The organism is Staphylospora marina (assembly GCF_003856495.1).
Classification (GTDB): Bacteria; Bacillota; Bacilli; order Thermoactinomycetales; family Thermoactinomycetaceae; genus Staphylospora; species Staphylospora marina.
The window spans coordinates 2,013,078-2,029,444 of record NZ_CP034118.1 but is presented as its reverse complement, the minus strand read 5'-3'; the positions used below and the strand labels follow the sequence as shown (position 1 = coordinate 2,029,444).

General features: G+C 57.7%; 18 protein-coding genes. 13 read left to right on the top strand and 5 right to left on the bottom strand.

The window, feature by feature from the left end; genetic code table 11:
• Positions 1-45 precede the first annotated feature (45 nt).
• Positions 46-1,122 carry a S8 family peptidase gene (locus tag EG886_RS09995; RefSeq protein ID WP_164491780.1) on the top strand — a complete coding sequence of 359 codons (1,077 nt, stop codon included), beginning with the start codon at positions 46-48 and terminating at the stop codon, positions 1,120-1,122.
• 40 nt (positions 1,123-1,162) lie between these two features.
• Here the strand turns inward: EG886_RS09995 and EG886_RS09990 are convergent, their stop codons facing one another.
• Positions 1,163-2,536 carry a hemolysin family protein gene (locus EG886_RS09990; RefSeq protein WP_241154305.1) on the bottom strand — a complete coding sequence of 458 codons (1,374 nt, stop codon included), beginning with the start codon at positions 2,534-2,536 and terminating at the stop codon, positions 1,163-1,165.
• A gap of 30 nt (positions 2,537-2,566) precedes the next feature.
• Positions 2,567-3,925, bottom strand: a complete 1,359-nt coding sequence (gene mgtE / locus EG886_RS09985) for a magnesium transporter (protein WP_164491779.1) — start codon at positions 3,923-3,925, stop codon at positions 2,567-2,569.
• Between the two features lie 63 nt (positions 3,926-3,988).
• Between mgtE and EG886_RS09980 the strand changes: the two genes are divergently transcribed.
• On the top strand, positions 3,989-4,180 hold the full coding sequence (locus tag EG886_RS09980; protein WP_124728002.1) for a hypothetical protein: 192 nt from the start codon (positions 3,989-3,991) through the stop codon (positions 4,178-4,180).
• Between the two features lie 285 nt (positions 4,181-4,465).
• The gene (locus tag EG886_RS13765; RefSeq protein WP_164491778.1) at positions 4,466-4,612 is read left to right on the top strand and encodes a hypothetical protein; all 147 of its coding nucleotides are present in this window, start codon (positions 4,466-4,468) and stop codon (positions 4,610-4,612) included.
• Positions 4,613-4,651: 39 nt separating this feature from the next.
• Here EG886_RS13765 and EG886_RS09975 read toward each other — a convergent pair whose 3' ends face one another.
• Positions 4,652-5,119, bottom strand: a complete 468-nt coding sequence (locus EG886_RS09975) for a protease complex subunit PrcB family protein (RefSeq protein ID WP_164491777.1) — start codon at positions 5,117-5,119, stop codon at positions 4,652-4,654.
• Positions 5,120-5,337: 218 nt separating this feature from the next.
• Here EG886_RS09975 and EG886_RS09970 point away from each other — a divergent pair, with 218 nt between their 5' ends.
• From EG886_RS09970 to EG886_RS09960, 3 genes are read left to right on the top strand one after another with little or no spacing between them, the layout of a single operon-like run.
• Positions 5,338-7,002 (top strand): DNA repair helicase XPB, encoded by a 1,665-nt coding sequence (locus tag EG886_RS09970; RefSeq protein WP_124728000.1) that lies wholly within the window; start codon positions 5,338-5,340, stop codon positions 7,000-7,002.
• The gene (locus tag EG886_RS09965) at positions 6,999-8,876 is read left to right on the top strand and encodes a helicase-associated domain-containing protein (protein ID WP_124727999.1); all 1,878 of its coding nucleotides are present in this window, start codon (positions 6,999-7,001) and stop codon (positions 8,874-8,876) included. Before EG886_RS09970 ends, EG886_RS09965 begins: the two co-directional genes overlap by 4 nt.
• Before the next feature lie 23 nt (positions 8,877-8,899).
• Positions 8,900-9,319: a YlbF/YmcA family competence regulator gene (locus EG886_RS09960; protein ID WP_241154304.1), complete on the top strand. Its 420-nt coding sequence runs from the start codon at positions 8,900-8,902 to the stop codon at positions 9,317-9,319.
• Between the two features lie 85 nt (positions 9,320-9,404).
• On the opposite strand, the gene EG886_RS09955 is transcribed toward EG886_RS09960, so the two are convergent.
• Positions 9,405-9,731: a hypothetical protein gene (locus tag EG886_RS09955; protein WP_124727998.1), complete on the bottom strand. Its 327-nt coding sequence runs from the start codon at positions 9,729-9,731 to the stop codon at positions 9,405-9,407.
• A gap of 169 nt (positions 9,732-9,900) precedes the next feature.
• Here EG886_RS09955 and EG886_RS09950 point away from each other — a divergent pair, with 169 nt between their 5' ends.
• The 5 genes from EG886_RS09950 (at position 9,901) to EG886_RS09930 (ending at position 13,548) form a co-directional block, all read left to right on the top strand.
• Entirely contained in the window at positions 9,901-10,149 is a 249-nt protein-coding gene (locus tag EG886_RS09950; RefSeq protein WP_124727997.1) for a YlbG family protein, read from the top strand.
• Positions 10,150-10,395: 246 nt separating this feature from the next.
• Positions 10,396-11,622 (top strand): MFS transporter, encoded by a 1,227-nt coding sequence (locus tag EG886_RS09945; protein WP_124727996.1) that lies wholly within the window; start codon positions 10,396-10,398, stop codon positions 11,620-11,622.
• A 99-nt stretch (positions 11,623-11,721) separates the two neighbouring features.
• The gene (locus EG886_RS09940; RefSeq protein ID WP_124727995.1) at positions 11,722-12,228 is read left to right on the top strand and encodes a hypothetical protein; all 507 of its coding nucleotides are present in this window, start codon (positions 11,722-11,724) and stop codon (positions 12,226-12,228) included.
• A gap of 242 nt (positions 12,229-12,470) precedes the next feature.
• The gene (minD, locus tag EG886_RS09935) at positions 12,471-13,271 is read left to right on the top strand and encodes a septum site-determining protein MinD (protein ID WP_124727994.1); all 801 of its coding nucleotides are present in this window, start codon (positions 12,471-12,473) and stop codon (positions 13,269-13,271) included.
• Positions 13,272-13,290: 19 nt separating this feature from the next.
• A complete protein-coding gene (locus EG886_RS09930; protein ID WP_124727993.1) occupies positions 13,291-13,548 on the top strand; it encodes a cell division topological specificity factor MinE in 258 nt (85 codons plus the stop codon).
• Between the two features lie 35 nt (positions 13,549-13,583).
• On the opposite strand, the gene EG886_RS09925 is transcribed toward EG886_RS09930, so the two are convergent.
• A complete protein-coding gene (locus EG886_RS09925; protein ID WP_124727992.1) occupies positions 13,584-14,405 on the bottom strand; it encodes a hypothetical protein in 822 nt (273 codons plus the stop codon).
• A 348-nt stretch (positions 14,406-14,753) separates the two neighbouring features.
• Here EG886_RS09925 and EG886_RS09920 point away from each other — a divergent pair, with 348 nt between their 5' ends.
• Together EG886_RS09920 and EG886_RS13760 are read left to right on the top strand one after the other, a co-directional pair.
• Positions 14,754-15,194, top strand: coding sequence for a hypothetical protein (locus EG886_RS09920; protein ID WP_124727991.1), 441 nt, complete (start codon positions 14,754-14,756; stop codon positions 15,192-15,194).
• 303 nt (positions 15,195-15,497) lie between these two features.
• Positions 15,498-15,665 (top strand): hypothetical protein, encoded by a 168-nt coding sequence (locus tag EG886_RS13760; RefSeq protein WP_164491776.1) that lies wholly within the window; start codon positions 15,498-15,500, stop codon positions 15,663-15,665.
• The last annotated feature ends 702 nt before the right edge of the window (positions 15,666-16,367 follow it).

The following is a 16,367-nucleotide window of genomic DNA, read 5'->3' as shown; positions in this document are numbered from 1 at the left end:
CAAGATCACCCCTTTGCTCATATTTCAGAACAAAGGGGTGATCTCATGTTGTATTCCTTTGTGTTCCGTTCAAGAGCGATGCCGGAGAAGATCGAACGGATCGGCGGCACCATCCATCACGTGAGCAGGTATTCCCCCATGGTGATCGCGTCCGTTCCCGACAAATCGAAGATCGGCAAATTGCTCGAAGATCCGGATGTGATTCATGTCAACAGTGAATCGAAATGCTCGCTTCCCTATTACCGGGTGGAACGGATCATGGCCCAATCGAAGCCGGCGACCAGCGGGAGCCGATTCAAGAACCGGGTGACCCCCTGGAACATTGCCCGGGTCGTGGGACCCAAGAGGTGGAATCAAGGCCAGGGGATCCGGGTGGGGGTACTTGACACCGGCATCGATCTGAATCATCCCAACCTTGCGTCGAACATCAAAGGCGGCATCAACATCATTTCCCCGAGTCGTCCCCCCCAGGACGACAACGGTCACGGCACGCACATTGCCGGAATCATCGGGGCGTACGCGCAACATGCCGGATTGCTCGGCGTGGCTCCCAGAGTTTCGTTGTACGCCATCAAGGTATTGGACGGTTCCGGGACCGGAAGCATGATCCATCTGATCAAGGGCATCGAATGGGCCATTTCCCGGAAATTGCACATCCTGAACATCAGCATCAGCGGCGGAAAAAGAATTCCGCCCGCTCTCAGCCAGGCCATCTCGGCGGCGGTCAGACGGGGAATTCTGGTCGTCGCGGCCGCCGGCAATTCGGGGCAACCTTCGGGGTACGGGGACACGGTGGAGGTGCCGGCCCGTTTGCCTCAAGTGATCTCGGTGGCGGCGGTGGACAAGAGGAATCGCCGGGAATGGTACTCCGGCACGGGGAAGGTGGACATTGCCGCACCGGGTTCCAAGATTCTCAGCACGTATTCCGGCGGGCGTTACGCCTACCTCAGCGGAACGTCCATGGCCACCGCCCATGTGACCGGCGCGCTCGCCATCTACAAAAAAGCGCTGCCCAAGCTGTCGGCGCAGGAGTTGAAAAGAGTTCTGTTTGCGCGCGCCATCGATTTGCCTCCGGCCGGCGTGGACGGTTGGACCGGACACGGTCTGGTGCGGGTGCGTTGAACTCGCTTCGGTCGACCATACGGGGAAACCCTTCACAGGTTCACGGATGCGGATCAGCCGGAACTTCCGGATCGTCGTCCGGAGCCTGTTTTGACGTTTTCGGGGTTCCGGGGTCGGAGCGTTCACGCACCAAAAGGCGGGTGATTCTGCGACCGGACATTTCCTGTACGACAAACCGGAAATCCCCCACGTCAACGAATGCTCCGGGTTGGGGAATCTCCTTCAGTCTGGAAAAAATCCAGCCTCCGATGGTGTCATTTTCTTCGTCTTCGATTCTCAACCCGAAGTGTTCGTTGACGTCTTCGATCAACAGCCCCGCATCGATCACCGTTCCGCCGGATTCCTGCTGAATGGCGGGCCGCTCATCGTCGAATTCATCCTGAATCTCTCCGACGATTTCCTCCACGATGTCCTCGATGGTGATCAAACCGTACGTTCCCCCGTATTCGTCGGCGACAATCGCCATTTCCGTCCGATGTCTCTGAAGCACGCGAAGAATGTCTTTCAGTTCCATCGTTTCCGGCACGAAGACCGCAGGCCGGACCAGTTGCTTCAAATCCGCCGGTTCGCCGCGATGAAGCCTTTGATACACGTCCCGGATGTGGATGATGCCCAGGATGTCATCCTTGTCTTTCCCGCACAAAGGATACCGGGTGTACGGATGGGCGTAGATGATTTCCATGTTTTCTTCAAACGGGCGCGCGGCGTACAGACAAACCATCCGCACTCTGGGGATCATCACCTCCCGGGCGATCCGGTCGGTGAATTCGAAGATGTTGTCGAACAGAGACAGCTCCGTTTGGTCGATGATGCCGCTTTTGTGGCTCTGCTCGACCAGCATGCGGATTTCGTCTTCCGTGTGGGCCTGTTGGTGATCGGGAACCATTTCCGCACCGATCCACCGAAGCAGGCGGATTGCCGTCCGGTTGAGGAGGCGGATGGTCGGGCGAAACAGCACGAAAAACCAATGAAGGGGCTTGGCCACCGTCAGGGCCGTTTGCTCCGCCTTCCGGATCGCCAGCGATTTGGGGGCCATTTCTCCGATGACAATGTGAAGATAGGTGATCAGGGAAAATGCGGCTCCGAATGAGATCACGTGGATCCACTGGCCGTGGATGCCAAACCGGATGAGCAACGGTTCGAACAGACGGGCCAGGAAGGGTTCGCCCACCCACCCCAGTCCCAGCGAGGCCAGCGTGATGCCCAGTTGCGTGGCGGACAGATACGAGTCGAGATCGCTCAGGATTTTTTGCACCGTTTTCGCCCGGAGGTTTCCTTCCTCGTTCAATTGGGCGATCCGGGTTGCCCGGACCTTGACGATCGCGAATTCCGCGGCCACGAAAAAGCCGTTCAGCAGCACCAGCAGCAAAATGAGCGAGCCGTTCAAGAGCATCCCGAGGATCTCCCCGGCCATGCGGAATTCACCTCCTTGCCGGAAACGGGGTTAAGAGAGCGAGTACAGGAACAGGCTTGCCAGGCCGAAATAAATCATGAGCGAGAACACGTCGTTCAGGGTGGTGATCAGGGGGCCGGAAGCCACCGCCGGATCCGTTCCGAAAGAATCCAGCAGAATCGGCACCAACGTGCCCACCAGCGTGCCGATGAACAAAGAGGTGAACAGGGAAAGACCGATGATGCCGCCAAGCATGACATCCTCTTTCCACCAGACCACCCAGCCCGTGATGAGCAGTCCGCAAACGAGAGCGATCCAGAATCCCGTCCACACTTCTCTTCGGAGCAACATCCGGTATCCTTTCTCCGGCAGTGAATCCTCCGACAGTCTCCGAATCACCAGCGCCAGAGATTGGGTGGCCGTGTTTCCGGTCATTCCGGCGATCATCGGCATGAACGCGGTGAGGATCGGGAGCGATTGGATGGTCGGTTCAAACCAGCCGAGCAGATTGGCCGTGAACGTGCCGATCAGGAGAAGGAGGACCAGCCAGGGGATCCGCTTGGCCGCCGCCATGAGGGCGTTGGCCGGCCAGCGTTCTCCTTTTCCCACCGCGGCAATGCGCTCCAGATCTTCTCCCGCTTCTTCGATGAGCACGTCGATCACGTCATCCACCGTGATGATCCCCAGCAACCGGCGGTCTTCGTCGATGACGGGCAAAGCCAGCAAGTCATATCGCCCCAGGATGTGTGCCGCCTTTTCCTGATCCATGTCCGCCGGCACCGATATCACCCGGTCCGTCATGATGTGTTTCACGGAATCCGAGGGATTGGCGACCAGCAAATCGCGAAGCGACACGACACCGACCAAGCGGTCCCGTTCATTCAGCACATAGACGTAATAAATGGTTTCCGCCTGGCGGGCTTCCCGCCGCAAATGCGCGATGGCTTCCTCCACCGTATGTTCGCTGCGGACGGTGACGTATTCATCGGTCATCAATCCGCCGGCCGTGTCTTCCGGATAACGGAGCAAAGCCCGGATCCGGTCCGCCTCCACTTTCTCCATGTGCCGGAGAAATGCCAACGCCTCCAACCGCTCCATCCCGCCCAGCAGGTCGGCCACGTCATCCCGGGACATATGCTCCAGCACCGAAGCCGCCTTCAGGGGCCCCAGCGCTTCCAGCAGTTCGGTCTGCTCACGGGGTTCCGATTCCTCGAGGATCAGGGCGATCACTTCCGGTTCCAGCCAGTCCAGAAAACGACGCCGTTCATCCGGGGTCAGTTCGAAGAACATCCGGCGAAGGTCATACGGGTGCCGGCCCGTCAACTCTTCCGAGGCTTTGCGGCGATCCTCCGACAAGATGAGGCGTTTTGCCCATTCCTTCATGGATTGCCTGTTGTCTCCGGATTTCATCAAATCCGCCCACTCCTTTCCCCGGGCTGTCATGAGCAGAATCGGGGGGGAATATATTGTGGGATGACGGATCCGATTGCGAGGGGGGAGGATTCGGATGTACCCCGCTTGGTGTCCCTGCCGGTGTCACATGGCGTGGTGGTATTGGCCTTGGTGGGTTCCCGCCGCACGGGGATGGAGCGCTTGGCCGCCCGGAACTCCGTGGCCCGTCCGTCCACGGTCGGAAGGAGCCGAATCCGTCGTCTCCGCTGTTAGGTTTCCTCGCGGGACGGGACCTTATCAATCCCGGACGGAGACATTTCGCAGAATCTGGGATTCCCCGGAATCTCCGGAATCGCAGTGGCTGTGGGTGGATGACGAGGAGGAAGGGGAGGGGGAGAGGGATATTTGAAGGAATGCAAGCATACATAGTAAGGGAAGCTGCAGACAGCTTCCCCCTTCCTTGCTGCGATTCCCGGTCCGTCTTTTCGGATCGGGAATTTTTTTGTGTGGAACCGTTTCATGTCGGGGGATGCTATCGGTGGAAAGGAGGTCACCGACATGAAACGGTTCAGAATTGATTTCCCGGCCACCGATTTTCCGGAAATCGAACATCCGTCGCTCCCGGAAATCCTGACTCCGCGCGATCCGGAACCGCCCCGGAGGGAAGAGCCCCGCAAACCGGATTCTCCGCGGCGCAAGTCATGACAAAAAGCCTGCCGATGTCGGCAGGCTCTTTTTGACTGGTCACTGCACGTCCGGGGATTCGCTGAAGACCACGTCGACGTCACGCGGCGGTGTGTCCGTTTCAAGCTCGATCACGATGACGGGGACGGTGATCACCTGGGCCACGAATCCGTCTTTCGGGGGTTTGATCTCCCGGACGCGGACCTCCACCCGATCTCCGCGGCGAATCACTTCCTGGATTTCCATCCGGTATCCGGCCGTGCTCCGCTCACCGAGAGAAATGATCACATACGTTTTGGTTTGCTCAATGACGACCTCGTGTCCTTTCGAACCTCTTTGCCGGAGTTCCGCCGCTTTGTCCCGGACGGCCTGCGGTGCGGTTTCCACGGGAATTTGCTTGAATGAAAGGCGTTCCTCTTGTTGGTTCATCGATGTGCCCCTTTCTTTGCCGGACGGATTCTCTGCCTGATTTTCTCCACATCCTGTCAGCACGGTGACCAGCAGGAACAACAACAACCATTTTCGCATGACATGTTCTCCTTCCCGGAACAAATCTCCTTCATAAGAATCGGACGAATCAACCCGGCCGGATGTTGCGGGATGCCCCGTTTCCGGAATCCGGCGCATCACCTCGTCCGTTCAGGAAAAAATAAGCAGGTGAATCCCGGCGATCCGGCGGAAGGCGTTCAACCCCGTCGGTTCGCCGGCATCGGAAGACGACCGGACGGGAAGGGGGATGCGAGAGCATGGGAACATGGATCCTGCCGCAGTCTGACGGTACGCTCTACGTGGACAAACGGACGGAGGAGGCGGAGGACATTTGCCGTCTCCTGGACGGTTTCGCCCGGAAGCTTCGCACGGGAGGCACGTTGGAGACGTATCGGATCGACCGGTTCTCCCTGTGGGAGGCTGCCGCCCGTGGCCTGACATCCGGGGATGTGCTGAACGTGTTGGAACGGTACGCCAAACTGCCACCCCCCGAACCGCTCATCCGGCTGATCCGGGAATCCATGGAGAATTTCGGGAACATCCTGCTTCTTCCTGCCGAAGGGGAGTCCGACAGATTCCTGCTTGTCTCCCGCAAGGAGGGGTGGCTGGACAAGCTGGTTTCACATCCGCGGTTGGAAGGTCAGGCGAAGCGGACGGAGCGCGGACTTCTCATTCCGAACCGATGGCGCGGGGAAGTCAAGCGAATCTGTCTGGAATTGGGAGCGCCCGCTCTGGACCGGATCGGAACGGAAGACGGACGGCCGCTCTCCGTGAGGCTGGCGACGGGAAACCACTTTCCGGGTCTTCGGGAGTATCAGCGGGAGGCGGCCGAGGCGTTTTGCGATCCGCGGCGCTGTCCCTCGGCCGGGGGCGTCATCGTTCTTCCGTGCGGAGCGGGAAAAACGGTCACGGCGCTTGCCGTGATGGCCAAGCTGGGCCGGGAAACGCTCATCCTCACGCCCGGTTCCACCAGCAGCAAACAGTGGATTCGCGAAATCCTGCAAAAAACGTCCCTGACGGAAGATGAGGTCGGGGAGTATTCGAGTGAACGCAAAGAGATCCGACCGTTGACCGTCACAACGTACCAGATGATGACCTACCGCGACAGGGACGGGACGTTCCCGCACATGAGCCTGTTCATGAAAAGGGATTGGGGACTGATCATCTATGACGAAGTCCATCTGTTGCCGGCACCCGTGTTCCGGGCCACTTCTCAAATTCAGGGGAAACGGCGCCTGGGATTGACGGCCACCCTGGTGCGGGAAGACGGACGGGAAGGGGATGTCTTCACCCTGATCGGTCCCCGGATCATGGAGGCTTCATGGAAAGAGATGGAGAGGGACGGATGGATCGCCGAAGCCGAGTTGAACGAAGTCAGGGTTCCCATGGATGCTTCGTTGCGGGAGCGATACCTGAAAGCCGGCAAGCGGGAACAATTTCGGTTGGCCGCCGAAAATCCGCGCAAACTGGAAGCGGTGCGCAAGCTGTTAAGGAAGCACGAGGACGATCAGGTCCTGATCATCGGCCAATACCTGGACCAGCTGGAGCATCTCTCGGAAACGCTCGGCATTCCGGTCATTACCGGCCGGACCCCCCGTGAGCGCCGTGAAGAGTGCTACCGCCTCTTCCGGGAAAAAGCGATCAAGGTGCTCGCGGTATCGCGCATTGCCAACATGGCGGTGGATCTTCCGGGAGCGGGAGTGGCCATTCAGGTATCGGGAACATTCGGATCCAGACAGGAAGAAGCCCAAAGGCTCGGGAGAATCCTGAGACCCGTCCCGGGAGGAAGAAAGGCCCGGTTTTATCACCTGGTGTCGGAGGACAGCGTGGAACTGGATTTCGCCTGGAAGCGGCAATCCTGGCTTCGGGAACGCGGGTATGATTATCGCGTGACGTCGGTGGAGGAGTGTGAAGAGAGATGACGACTCCCGATCTGATCGATGTTCTGCAACGGCTTCCTCAGGCGCATCGGGAGCGGTTGGCCAAGCGGTTTTCATCTTCCGCGACCGATGCGGAGTCATTGGCGGGGCTTCTCACGGACAAGGGAAGGATCCGAACATCCTGGGAGCGCATCGGCGAAGATGCCAGGACATTGATGCTGGAGTGGATCTGGTTTTCTTCCGGTTGGATCCGGGAACGGGAGTTGGGAAGATTTTTGCGGGCACTGCCCGGCTACACCGAAATTCACGGAGCCGTGAAGATTCTGGCCGAAGAAGGGTGGATTCATGTTGCACGCGCCCTCGGCGGGGAGAGGGTGTTGTTGGTCCCCGAACAGGTGCGAAGGGCGCTCATGTCCTTTTGGCTGGACCATATGGACGTGTTTCGTGAGGATCAGCCGGAGGAGGGACCCGCCGGCCCGCGGCATGCCGGGCTGAGCCAGGCGTTTTTCCATTTTGTCGCCAGTTGCGCTTTGGAACCGCTGCCCCTCACATCCGGGGGACGGCTGTCGCTTCGGGAAGCGAAGAAGCTGGATGTGGAAATGGACCTGGACGGCGACGTGTTTTCCGGAACGCGCTGGGACAGTGACGATGTACCGCCCTGGATCCTGTTTTTGACGGACATCGCGGAAACGGCCGGACTCCTCCGGCGGTGCGGAGACCGGCTGGATGTGAACGAGGCCCGCTTTGCCGAATGGCTCAACCACTCCTGGTCCGGCATGACCGGGTGGCTGTATCGATGCTGCAGAGACGGGTGGATTTGCCGGTTTCCGGAAAGTGCGGGCTTTTGGCTTGTTCTCGAAACGGCCGAATGGGACGGTTGGCTGTCGCTGAAGGACCTCGAGCGCAATCTGAACAAATGCTGGAACGTGACCGTGCCCCGGGCCGCCAAGTGCGCGTGGGAGAAAACGGCCGCTTGGTTGCGGGAAGCCGGATGGCTGTGGACGGGGAGTACCGCCAACGACCGGTGGGTGAAGCGGACGGGGGAGCCTCCGTGGACGGACGGTCCTGCCGACGAACCGGTGATGTTTCTGGAGCCGGGCATGGAGCTGTTGGTCCCGTCCCACTTCCCTCTGAGGGACCGACTGGAACTGATGAAAATGGCCGATTTCCTCGGCGGGGAGAGGATGCTCTCCTATGCGGTCACCGCCTCTTCCGTCGCCCGTGCCCTTCGTTGCGGGTTGGAACCGCAGGAGCTCTCCGAAATGCTTTCCGCATGGACGGGGCATCCGCTTCCGGACTGGGCGGAGAGAAAGATCAGGGAATGGGCGGAGGCGGACGGGGCCGTCCGCTTGGAGGAAGCGGTCCTGGTCCGGACCGGTGATCCCGCGGCCGCCAAGCGGTCGGAAGACTTGCTTGTGGCGGAGGGGTACAAGGTGATGCCGCTGGGGGACGGGGGTCTCGCGGTGGTTGGCGCTGATGCGGAAACGGTCGGGGAATGTCTTCATCGGGCCGGATTGCATGCGGAACGGGTTCGGCACCGGCGGTTCCGTGCCGATGAGATCCGGGAAAAAACCACCGGGGAGATCTCCGCGATCCTGCCGGATGGGCCGGCGACGGATCGCCGGTTGCGTCAAGGGACGCTCCCGGCCGTCTGGACCGCCGGCTTCCGTTCCTATCCGCCGGCGATGATCAGGGAAATGGTGAGGAAAAGCCTGGAACTTTGCCTGGATCTCGAGGTGGAAATCAGAGGAAAGACAAGGCGGCTTTCCCCCGAAAACCTGTCAAGGACACAAGGAGATTGGTTGCTGGAAGCCAGGGAGCAAGGGAAAAAAGTGAGGGTGCGCCTGGGAGAGATCGGGCGGATTCGCATCCGCGACGAACAAAAAACGGAAGATTTGGCCGGCGATTTCCGGTAAAATGGAAGTTGGGGGGATGGGATGTGGAATCGCTGGACATGTCGCAAATTCTGCTGGAAGCCTACGACCTGGCCGACAGCATCAATCAATCCGAAGAAGTGAAGCGCTATCTGGCATGCAAACAAAAGCTCGAGCAGGACGCCGAAGCCCAGGCGCTCATCCGGGAGTTCGGCAAAGTGAAAGAGCTGTTTGACGAGGCGAGCCGATTCGGCATCTTTCACCCCGACTATCATGAGGCGAAGGAGCGGGCTCTTTCGTTTCGCAACAAACTTCATTCGCATCCCGTCATCCGGGAGTTTCTGGAGGCGGAAGAACGATTGGATGAACTGCTGAACGCCGTTTCCCTGATCATTGCCCGCTCGGTTTCGCCGTCGATCAAGGTTCCCGTCAACGACGGTGACGGCATCAAAAAGGCCCGGCCTTCCTGCCGGGACTTGAGGTAAACGGTGTCTGCCGTCCGTCGGACGCTCTGTCCGGTGAACGCATGTGCCTTCCGGGAAAAGCGCCGGGAGATGTTCGCGATAGCTTTCAGCGGTTTCTGAGCCGGATGCAGTCCGGACACAGATTGCCGCAACAAAAGCTCTTTTCGTCCGGCACGAGCAGGCGGAAGCGGTAGACCAGTCCGTGCCGCGACGTGCGCACGTAGCCGAGTTCGTGGCGAAGCTCCGTGTTTTCGGTGAATTTCGCCGCTTCCCGGTTCAGGAATTCCTCCAGGGGCCGTCGAAGGGATTCCTCGGCGGGAAAGAAATACAGAAAAGTCACACCGGCAAATTGTCTCCGATCGAGTCGCTCAAACGGTCTGCCGGGCGCGGTGGCAAGCCGTTTCGTGAAGAGATCCACGGGGTTGTTGTTCATCTGTCGTCACTCCATATCCGGTTCAGCATTCATTATACCCGAGCAGATTGCAGCTCCGCATTGATTTGCGTGTCGCGGCCGTGATACGATGAAAGAAGGAAGCGGTTCGACGGCACCCGGGGGACGCAGGGGCAGTTTGAGACCGTTTCTGAAAAGGGGACACCAATATATGGAATTTGCCGAACGGTTGGGTTTGGCCGTTTGGGTCAAGGATTTGAAAGCGGCCCGCTCACTCGGCCGCATCGGGAACATTCACTACATGTCCAAACGGCTGAAATACGTGGTTCTATATGTGGATGGAAAATCGGCCGACCAGCTCATCCGTCGCATCGAACGCCTTCCGTTCGTCAAGCGGGTGGAGCGTTCGCAGCGTAACAGATTGTCGCTGGATTTCGGCAAAAAGTATCAAGCCCGTTGATAGAAACGGGCTGATCGAAGGGGTTCGGGAAGACTTGCCCTTTGACGGGCAAAGCCGGACCCCTTTCCGCATGGGTCACGGACGGTTTCGGGAAGCAGGTGGAAGGGGCGTGGCCGCTTGCGGGGAACAGCAGGCGGTCCGCGTCAGGAATGTCAGATGGTCGGTTGGTCAGATGTTCATCTTTGGTTGCCACAGAGTACTGTGGCAGATTTTTTTGGACCGGAATGAGTGGGGAGTTGACCTCTGTTGAATGCTTGGAAACGCAACTTGTACATTTTGATGGTGTGCCAGTTTCTCGTGTTCGGGTCCATGTCGATGGTCATGCCGTTTTTGCCGCTCTATCTGAAGGAGTTGGGACTTGAAGGGCAGGAGACCATCCAATTCTGGGCGGGGATCATTTTCGGCGTCAATTTCCTGTCCCAATTTCTCGTCGCCCCGCTCTGGGGAAGCCTGGGAGACCGGTACGGCCGCAAGATCATGGTGCTCCGGTCCGGATTCGGCATGTCGGTGATTCTCTGCCTGACGGCGATGGTCACCAACCACTGGCAGTTGCTGGCGCTGCGCATGTTGAACGGGCTGGTCTCCGGGTTCATTCCGGCTTCCGTGTCCCTCGTCGCCACAAACACTCCCAAAGAAAACGTCGGGCGTTCCCTCGGCATGTTGCAATCGGGAGCGGTGGGAGGGTCCATCATGGGACCGTTCATCGGGGGGATCCTGGCGGAGATCGTCGGCTTTCGCCAAATCTTTTTCCTGACCGCCGCGGTGCTTTGTCTCGCCACGCTCGTGGTTCTGGTGGCCGTCCGGGAGGAATTCAAGCCGGAGGGTCAAAACCGTACCGGGGGACTTTGGCAGAGCGGAAAACGGATCTTGCGGGATCCCCGGTTGCAGGTGCTGTTTTCCGTCGCCTTCCTGCTTCAGTTTGCCATGTTGGGTCCCATGCCCATGATGTCGCTGTTTGTGGAAGACCTCGGGGTTCCGGGGGGCTACGTGGCCTTTTTCGCCGGTCTGGTGGCGGCCGCGATGGGCGCGGCCAACATGCTGGCTTCTCCGCTGTTGGGCAGATGGGGGGACCGGATCGGAAGCGGCCGGGTTCTCCTGTATGCGATGATCGGCGCGGCGCTGATCTTTGTGCCGCATGCGATGGTTCTCTCGGTCTGGCAATTGCTGGCCCTGCGCTTTTTGCTCGGATTGTGTGCCGGAGGCTTGTTGCCGTCGCTCAACGCCATGATCCGGCGCCTGGCTCCGCAGGGAATGGAGAGCACGGCCTACGGGTTTTCGACCAGTGCCGTCAGTCTGGGCAACATGCTGGGACCGGTCACCTACGGGTATTTGTCGGGAATCATCGGGATCCGCGGCGTCTTCCTCCTGACGGCCGGCCTGCTCGCCGCCAACGCCGTGTGGCTGGGAAGATCCCTGAAAAAGCGGGCCTCTTCCGAAGCGGACGGCAACAGCCGCTACCGGTCCACCGCCTGAGTCCCGAATGTTCCCCGTTTCTTTGCTTGTGACGGCCAAGCACACTCCTTAAAATAAAATAAGGAATGAAGCAGACCGTGCTTTAAAGGAGCGATCCCGTTGAACTTTTTTCAGGATCTGAAACAAAAACTGGAAAAAGGGATGGAAGCGGCCGGGCAGAAATCGCAGCAAATGCTGGAACTCAGCCGTCTCACCCTTCGGGTGAAGACACAGAAGGAAGAATTGGAAAAAACCATGAACGAGCTCGGCTGGAAGCTGTTTGAGACCTGGAAGAAAACGAACGACGTCAAATTGGAAGGCGAGCTTCTTCAGCAATTGGAAGAAGCCGAGAAGAAACGGGACGAATTGGTGCGCATGGAGAAGGAACTGGAGGAATTGCGCCAATCGCTGGTGAACATCCGGGATTTCTCCATGAAGGTGGAAGAGGGCGTATCTCCCGATTCCGTTCCCGTGATCGAGGCGGTTCCCGTCCGGCCGGACGTTGCGAAGACCGCGTCCACCGAAGCCAAGGTTCGCCCGGCCGTCATCTGCATCTGTCCATGGTGTGCCAAACAGGTGTCCCTGGAAGATCAAGAATGTCCTCACTGCCGGAGCCGGTTTCATTGACCCCGTTCCCGGGCTTTCTCTCGGGCCGCGGGGTTTTCTTTTTTCGACCCTCTCTTGGAAAATCTGGAAAAAACTCGAATTCTGACTTTTTTTATTGTTCGCCTTTTGTTAAAATAGTTGTTGAATCGTGCACAACCTTGCAAGCTGGGAGCGAAATTCGTTGAAAGGCGGCTTGCCCGGTGCGAGCCGCCTTGCGGTTCACGTTGGATACAAGAGAGGGTTGAGAAAGGGGTAGCGTACATATGAACCACAGCTCAGTGGCCATCACCGTGACCAGCGGAAAAGGCGGGGTGGGAAAGTCGACCACCGTGGCATCCCTCGGTTTGGGGCTTGCGCAGCTTGGATACAAGGTGTGTCTGGTGGATACCGATATCGGCCTGAGGAAACTGGATCTGATGCTCGGGTTGGAAAACCGCATCGTCTATGATCTGGTGGACGCGGTGGAAGGAATCTGCAAACTCAGACAAGCCCTGGTCCGGCACAAGGAGTTTCCCGAACTGGCTTTGCTTCCGGCGGCCCAGACCCGGTACAAGGAAGAGGTTTCGCCGGCTCAGGTGAAAGCGGTCGTGGACGAGCTGAGAAACGAATTCCATTTCATCCTCATCGACTCGCCCGCCGGCATCGAGGGAGGATTCCGGAATGCCATCGCCGCGGCGGACCGGGCCATCCTGGTCGTCAATCCGGAGATTCCTTCGGTCCGCGATTCGGACCGGGTCATCGGTCTCCTGGAAGCGGCCGGCATTGAAACGATCGATCTCATCGTCAACCGCGTCCAACCGGGAATGGTCAGGGACGGAGACATGCTCAGCGTGGAACGGGTGCAAAGCCATCTGGCCATCAATCTGCTGGGCATCGTTCCCGAAGACCGCCGGATCATTCGTTCCTCCAACACCGGAGAACCGGTGATTCTGGATCCCAAGTCGCTGGCAGGAAAGGCCTTTGCCAACATCGCCCGGAGGATCAAGGGGGAAGAAGTTCCGTTCCTCGAACTGGAAAGCGCCACGTTGATCACCAAGATCAAGCGGTTGTTCCATATTGCCTGAAGAACGGGGGTGAAGTCAGGTGTCGTTTTTGAACATGTTCCGGCCGAAGGAACCGCCCACGGCCGTCCGTGCGGATGATCGCCTTTCCCTGGTGCTCAGCTATCAAAGATCCAACATCGATGAACGGAAACTCAAGGAATTCCGGAGTCGTCTCATTGAGCTGTGTGACGATTTCGGTTATGACGTGGTGGGGCATGTGGAAGTGGTGCCCCAGTCCAAAGAGCGGACCACCATCATCAACGCCAGCATCCCGGTCAGGCTCAAAGAGCCGGGATGAAAAAGCACGGACCGGTTCGGTTCGTGCTTTCTTTTTCACACAAAATTTTTCCGTTCCAGCTTTTTTTCCAGATAGTCCGCCACCACGCCGGGGAAGCCCTTGTCCTGGCTCAGCGTGAACATGGCGATGGAGACATGCGTCGGCCCGTACGTTCTCATCAACGACAGGAGTTTTTCGCGGATCGTCGGATTGGGACGTCCGTACCGTTCTTCAAAGGCTTTGAGAAGCAGTTCTTCCTCGGAATTGGCCTGGTTCGTCGTCATTCCCTGTTCGTGCATCATCGTCCGGGAATGTTCCACCGCGACGGCCAGCTGGTTCATGGCGGTTCGGTTCCAATCCATGGCGCCGGCGACTTCTTCGATCGGAGCATCCAATGAACGGATGACCGGATGACGGGTGTGCCATTCGGGAAGCTTGCGCCGCTTGCGGGGTCTGGACTCGGGCAACACTTCGAATTTCTCCGGTTTTTTCCGTCTCAACGTATAGATCCGCTGATAAATGGCTCCTTGCGTGCGGGGAAGTTTATTCTCCAGTTCGCTGATCGCCGCGGACAGGGATTTTCCTTCTTTCAGATACCGGTTGACCGTGGAGATCACCAGTTCTTCTTCCCATTCCTCCCACGCCCCCTGCCGGGAAGAGGCTCCTGAATCTTCAGAGGAGATGAAACGATGGGGGAATTCAGACCTCAATTTCCGTACGTGTGACATGACCCCGGCGTATCCGCGGTTCAATTTGTCCGAAAGCTCCTTCAGAATGTCCCGTTCTTTTCTGCCTTCCTGAATCCCTTGATTGATCGCGTTGATGATGATCTCATTCTCTTCTTCGGAATACTTTCCTTTCTTTGTCTCAAAAAACATGGGAACATGCTCCTCCTCATCAAACATTCCCCGGGTTTGACTTACTTACTAATATAACAGAAATGACACAATCTTTTCAGCCACTAAATAAAAAAATTGTTCACAAGCCGATATTTTACACGCCACCCAATCGATGCAAGCGGTTGTCGAAACCAAAATTTCAGCCGTATGCGGAGAAATTAGAAATCTCCCCTCCAATCCTTGCATTTCCGGCCAAATTTCGGCCGAATGCACGTCAAAGCTTGATTTTTCTTGCTTTTGCAGGTATGAATCTCCGATCTTTTGACCATAACCCTTAGTAGACAAGTTTCAGGGAATAGTTGGAAGTCAAAAGGGAGGAAAGGTTCCGTGGGAAATTTGTCCATTCGGGAGATCGGATCCTCGCTGCCCGCCCGGCGGGTGTTTTCCGGCTCCGCGGAAGAGCGGCGGGAAGAACCGCCCCATGTCCGGTGGGATGATTCGGTTCGGACCGTGCTGGTCATCTTGTGGGGACTGCTCGTCTACCCGCAGCTGGATCCCGACTTGCGGGACCGGCGGACATTTACGCTGCGCCTGCAAGATCTTTCCCGGCTGTTTCCGGATTACGTGGGGGACTCTGACCGGTGTGCCGCATTGATCGAACGATTCAGAGAGCATGATTATGTGCGCGTGACCGAAGGCGGTACGATTCTTCCGGGCACCAATCTCATGGTCGCCGTCGACGCGGCCAAGATGTACGCGATGTTCCGCTCTTCCGTTCTGTCCAGGCAATTGTTCCGACAACTGGAAAACGGCAAACCCCTCTGTTGACCCCGATTCACCGGACGGCGAATCGGGGTTTTGTTTGCTTGGAATGAGCGCCGGGTTGTCCGCATACACATGGTAGGGCGAGTCCCTTTTGAATCGAGACAACGCTTGTTCACCGGGAGTGAATGAAGAGTGTTCGCCGGAAAGATCCCGCGGGCACCGGTTCGCCCTTGGCAAAACTTGCCGCCTGTCCGGCCGTTCGTCCAAGGAAAAAACGGGTTTCAAGTCGGTTTTGTCAGGGTATAAAACCTTTGGTCACTCCAGAACAAGCTTGTCTCAAATCGAAAAGAATTGAGGTGCTTCCGTATGATCGATCAGTTGAAAGCATTGGAAGAGCGTCTCGATTCCGTGAAGCAGGAGTATCTCCTCGCCAAGGAGCGGCACGAGTTCCTGGCGCAATACGACTTGTACGAGGAATGGAAACAGCTCAAGAAAATGGAGCGCGAACTCAAGGCGAAACTGGGTCTCAATTGATCATACATGTTCATCGTCCAACCGGTCGCACCCGCGACCCTGGACCTTTCCGCCATCCGGAAGGGATGACAAGACAATGCCACCAAACCGGGCTGTTCCCTGTACATGTTTTCGGTTCGGCAACGGAGTGAACAGGGGACAGCATCCGGTCGGCGTTGTGGCGGATCTCAAGGTTTCGGCAGTGGAACCCACGCCATCCAAGAGTGGATTGAATCCGTGTGGAATGGAAACCAGGACATGTTGACCTCGACACGTATTCATGATCAGAGTGAGGTTGCTCATTGAATCCAGCGTGGATTGGAAGACTCACATGCGTCATGAAAATAAGCCGGACCTTTCCCCTGCTTGTTGCCACGCAAAGGCACTCGCAGGGGAAAGGTCCGGCAATTCGTTTGCACCATGAATGGGAAGAATCCCGATTTTCACGGCTTGACTTGCAGATCAATGGATACAGAAATTTCCATTTCGACTTATCCTGCGGACAAAAACCATTGGAAATGAGCATTGCTTCGCAATAAAATTGGCAATGATTTGACAGATCGAACTGTATCGTGTTATCATACCATTATGTGGATCAACGTACGAACCCCGAAAAGATCTGCAACCCTCCCCTGTTTTGAGGGGGTTGGGAAGGTTGCAGATCACGAAAAATCAAGGGGTTTGAGCTGCGGGAATCGCCGAAAGCCAGAATTGACGAGGGGT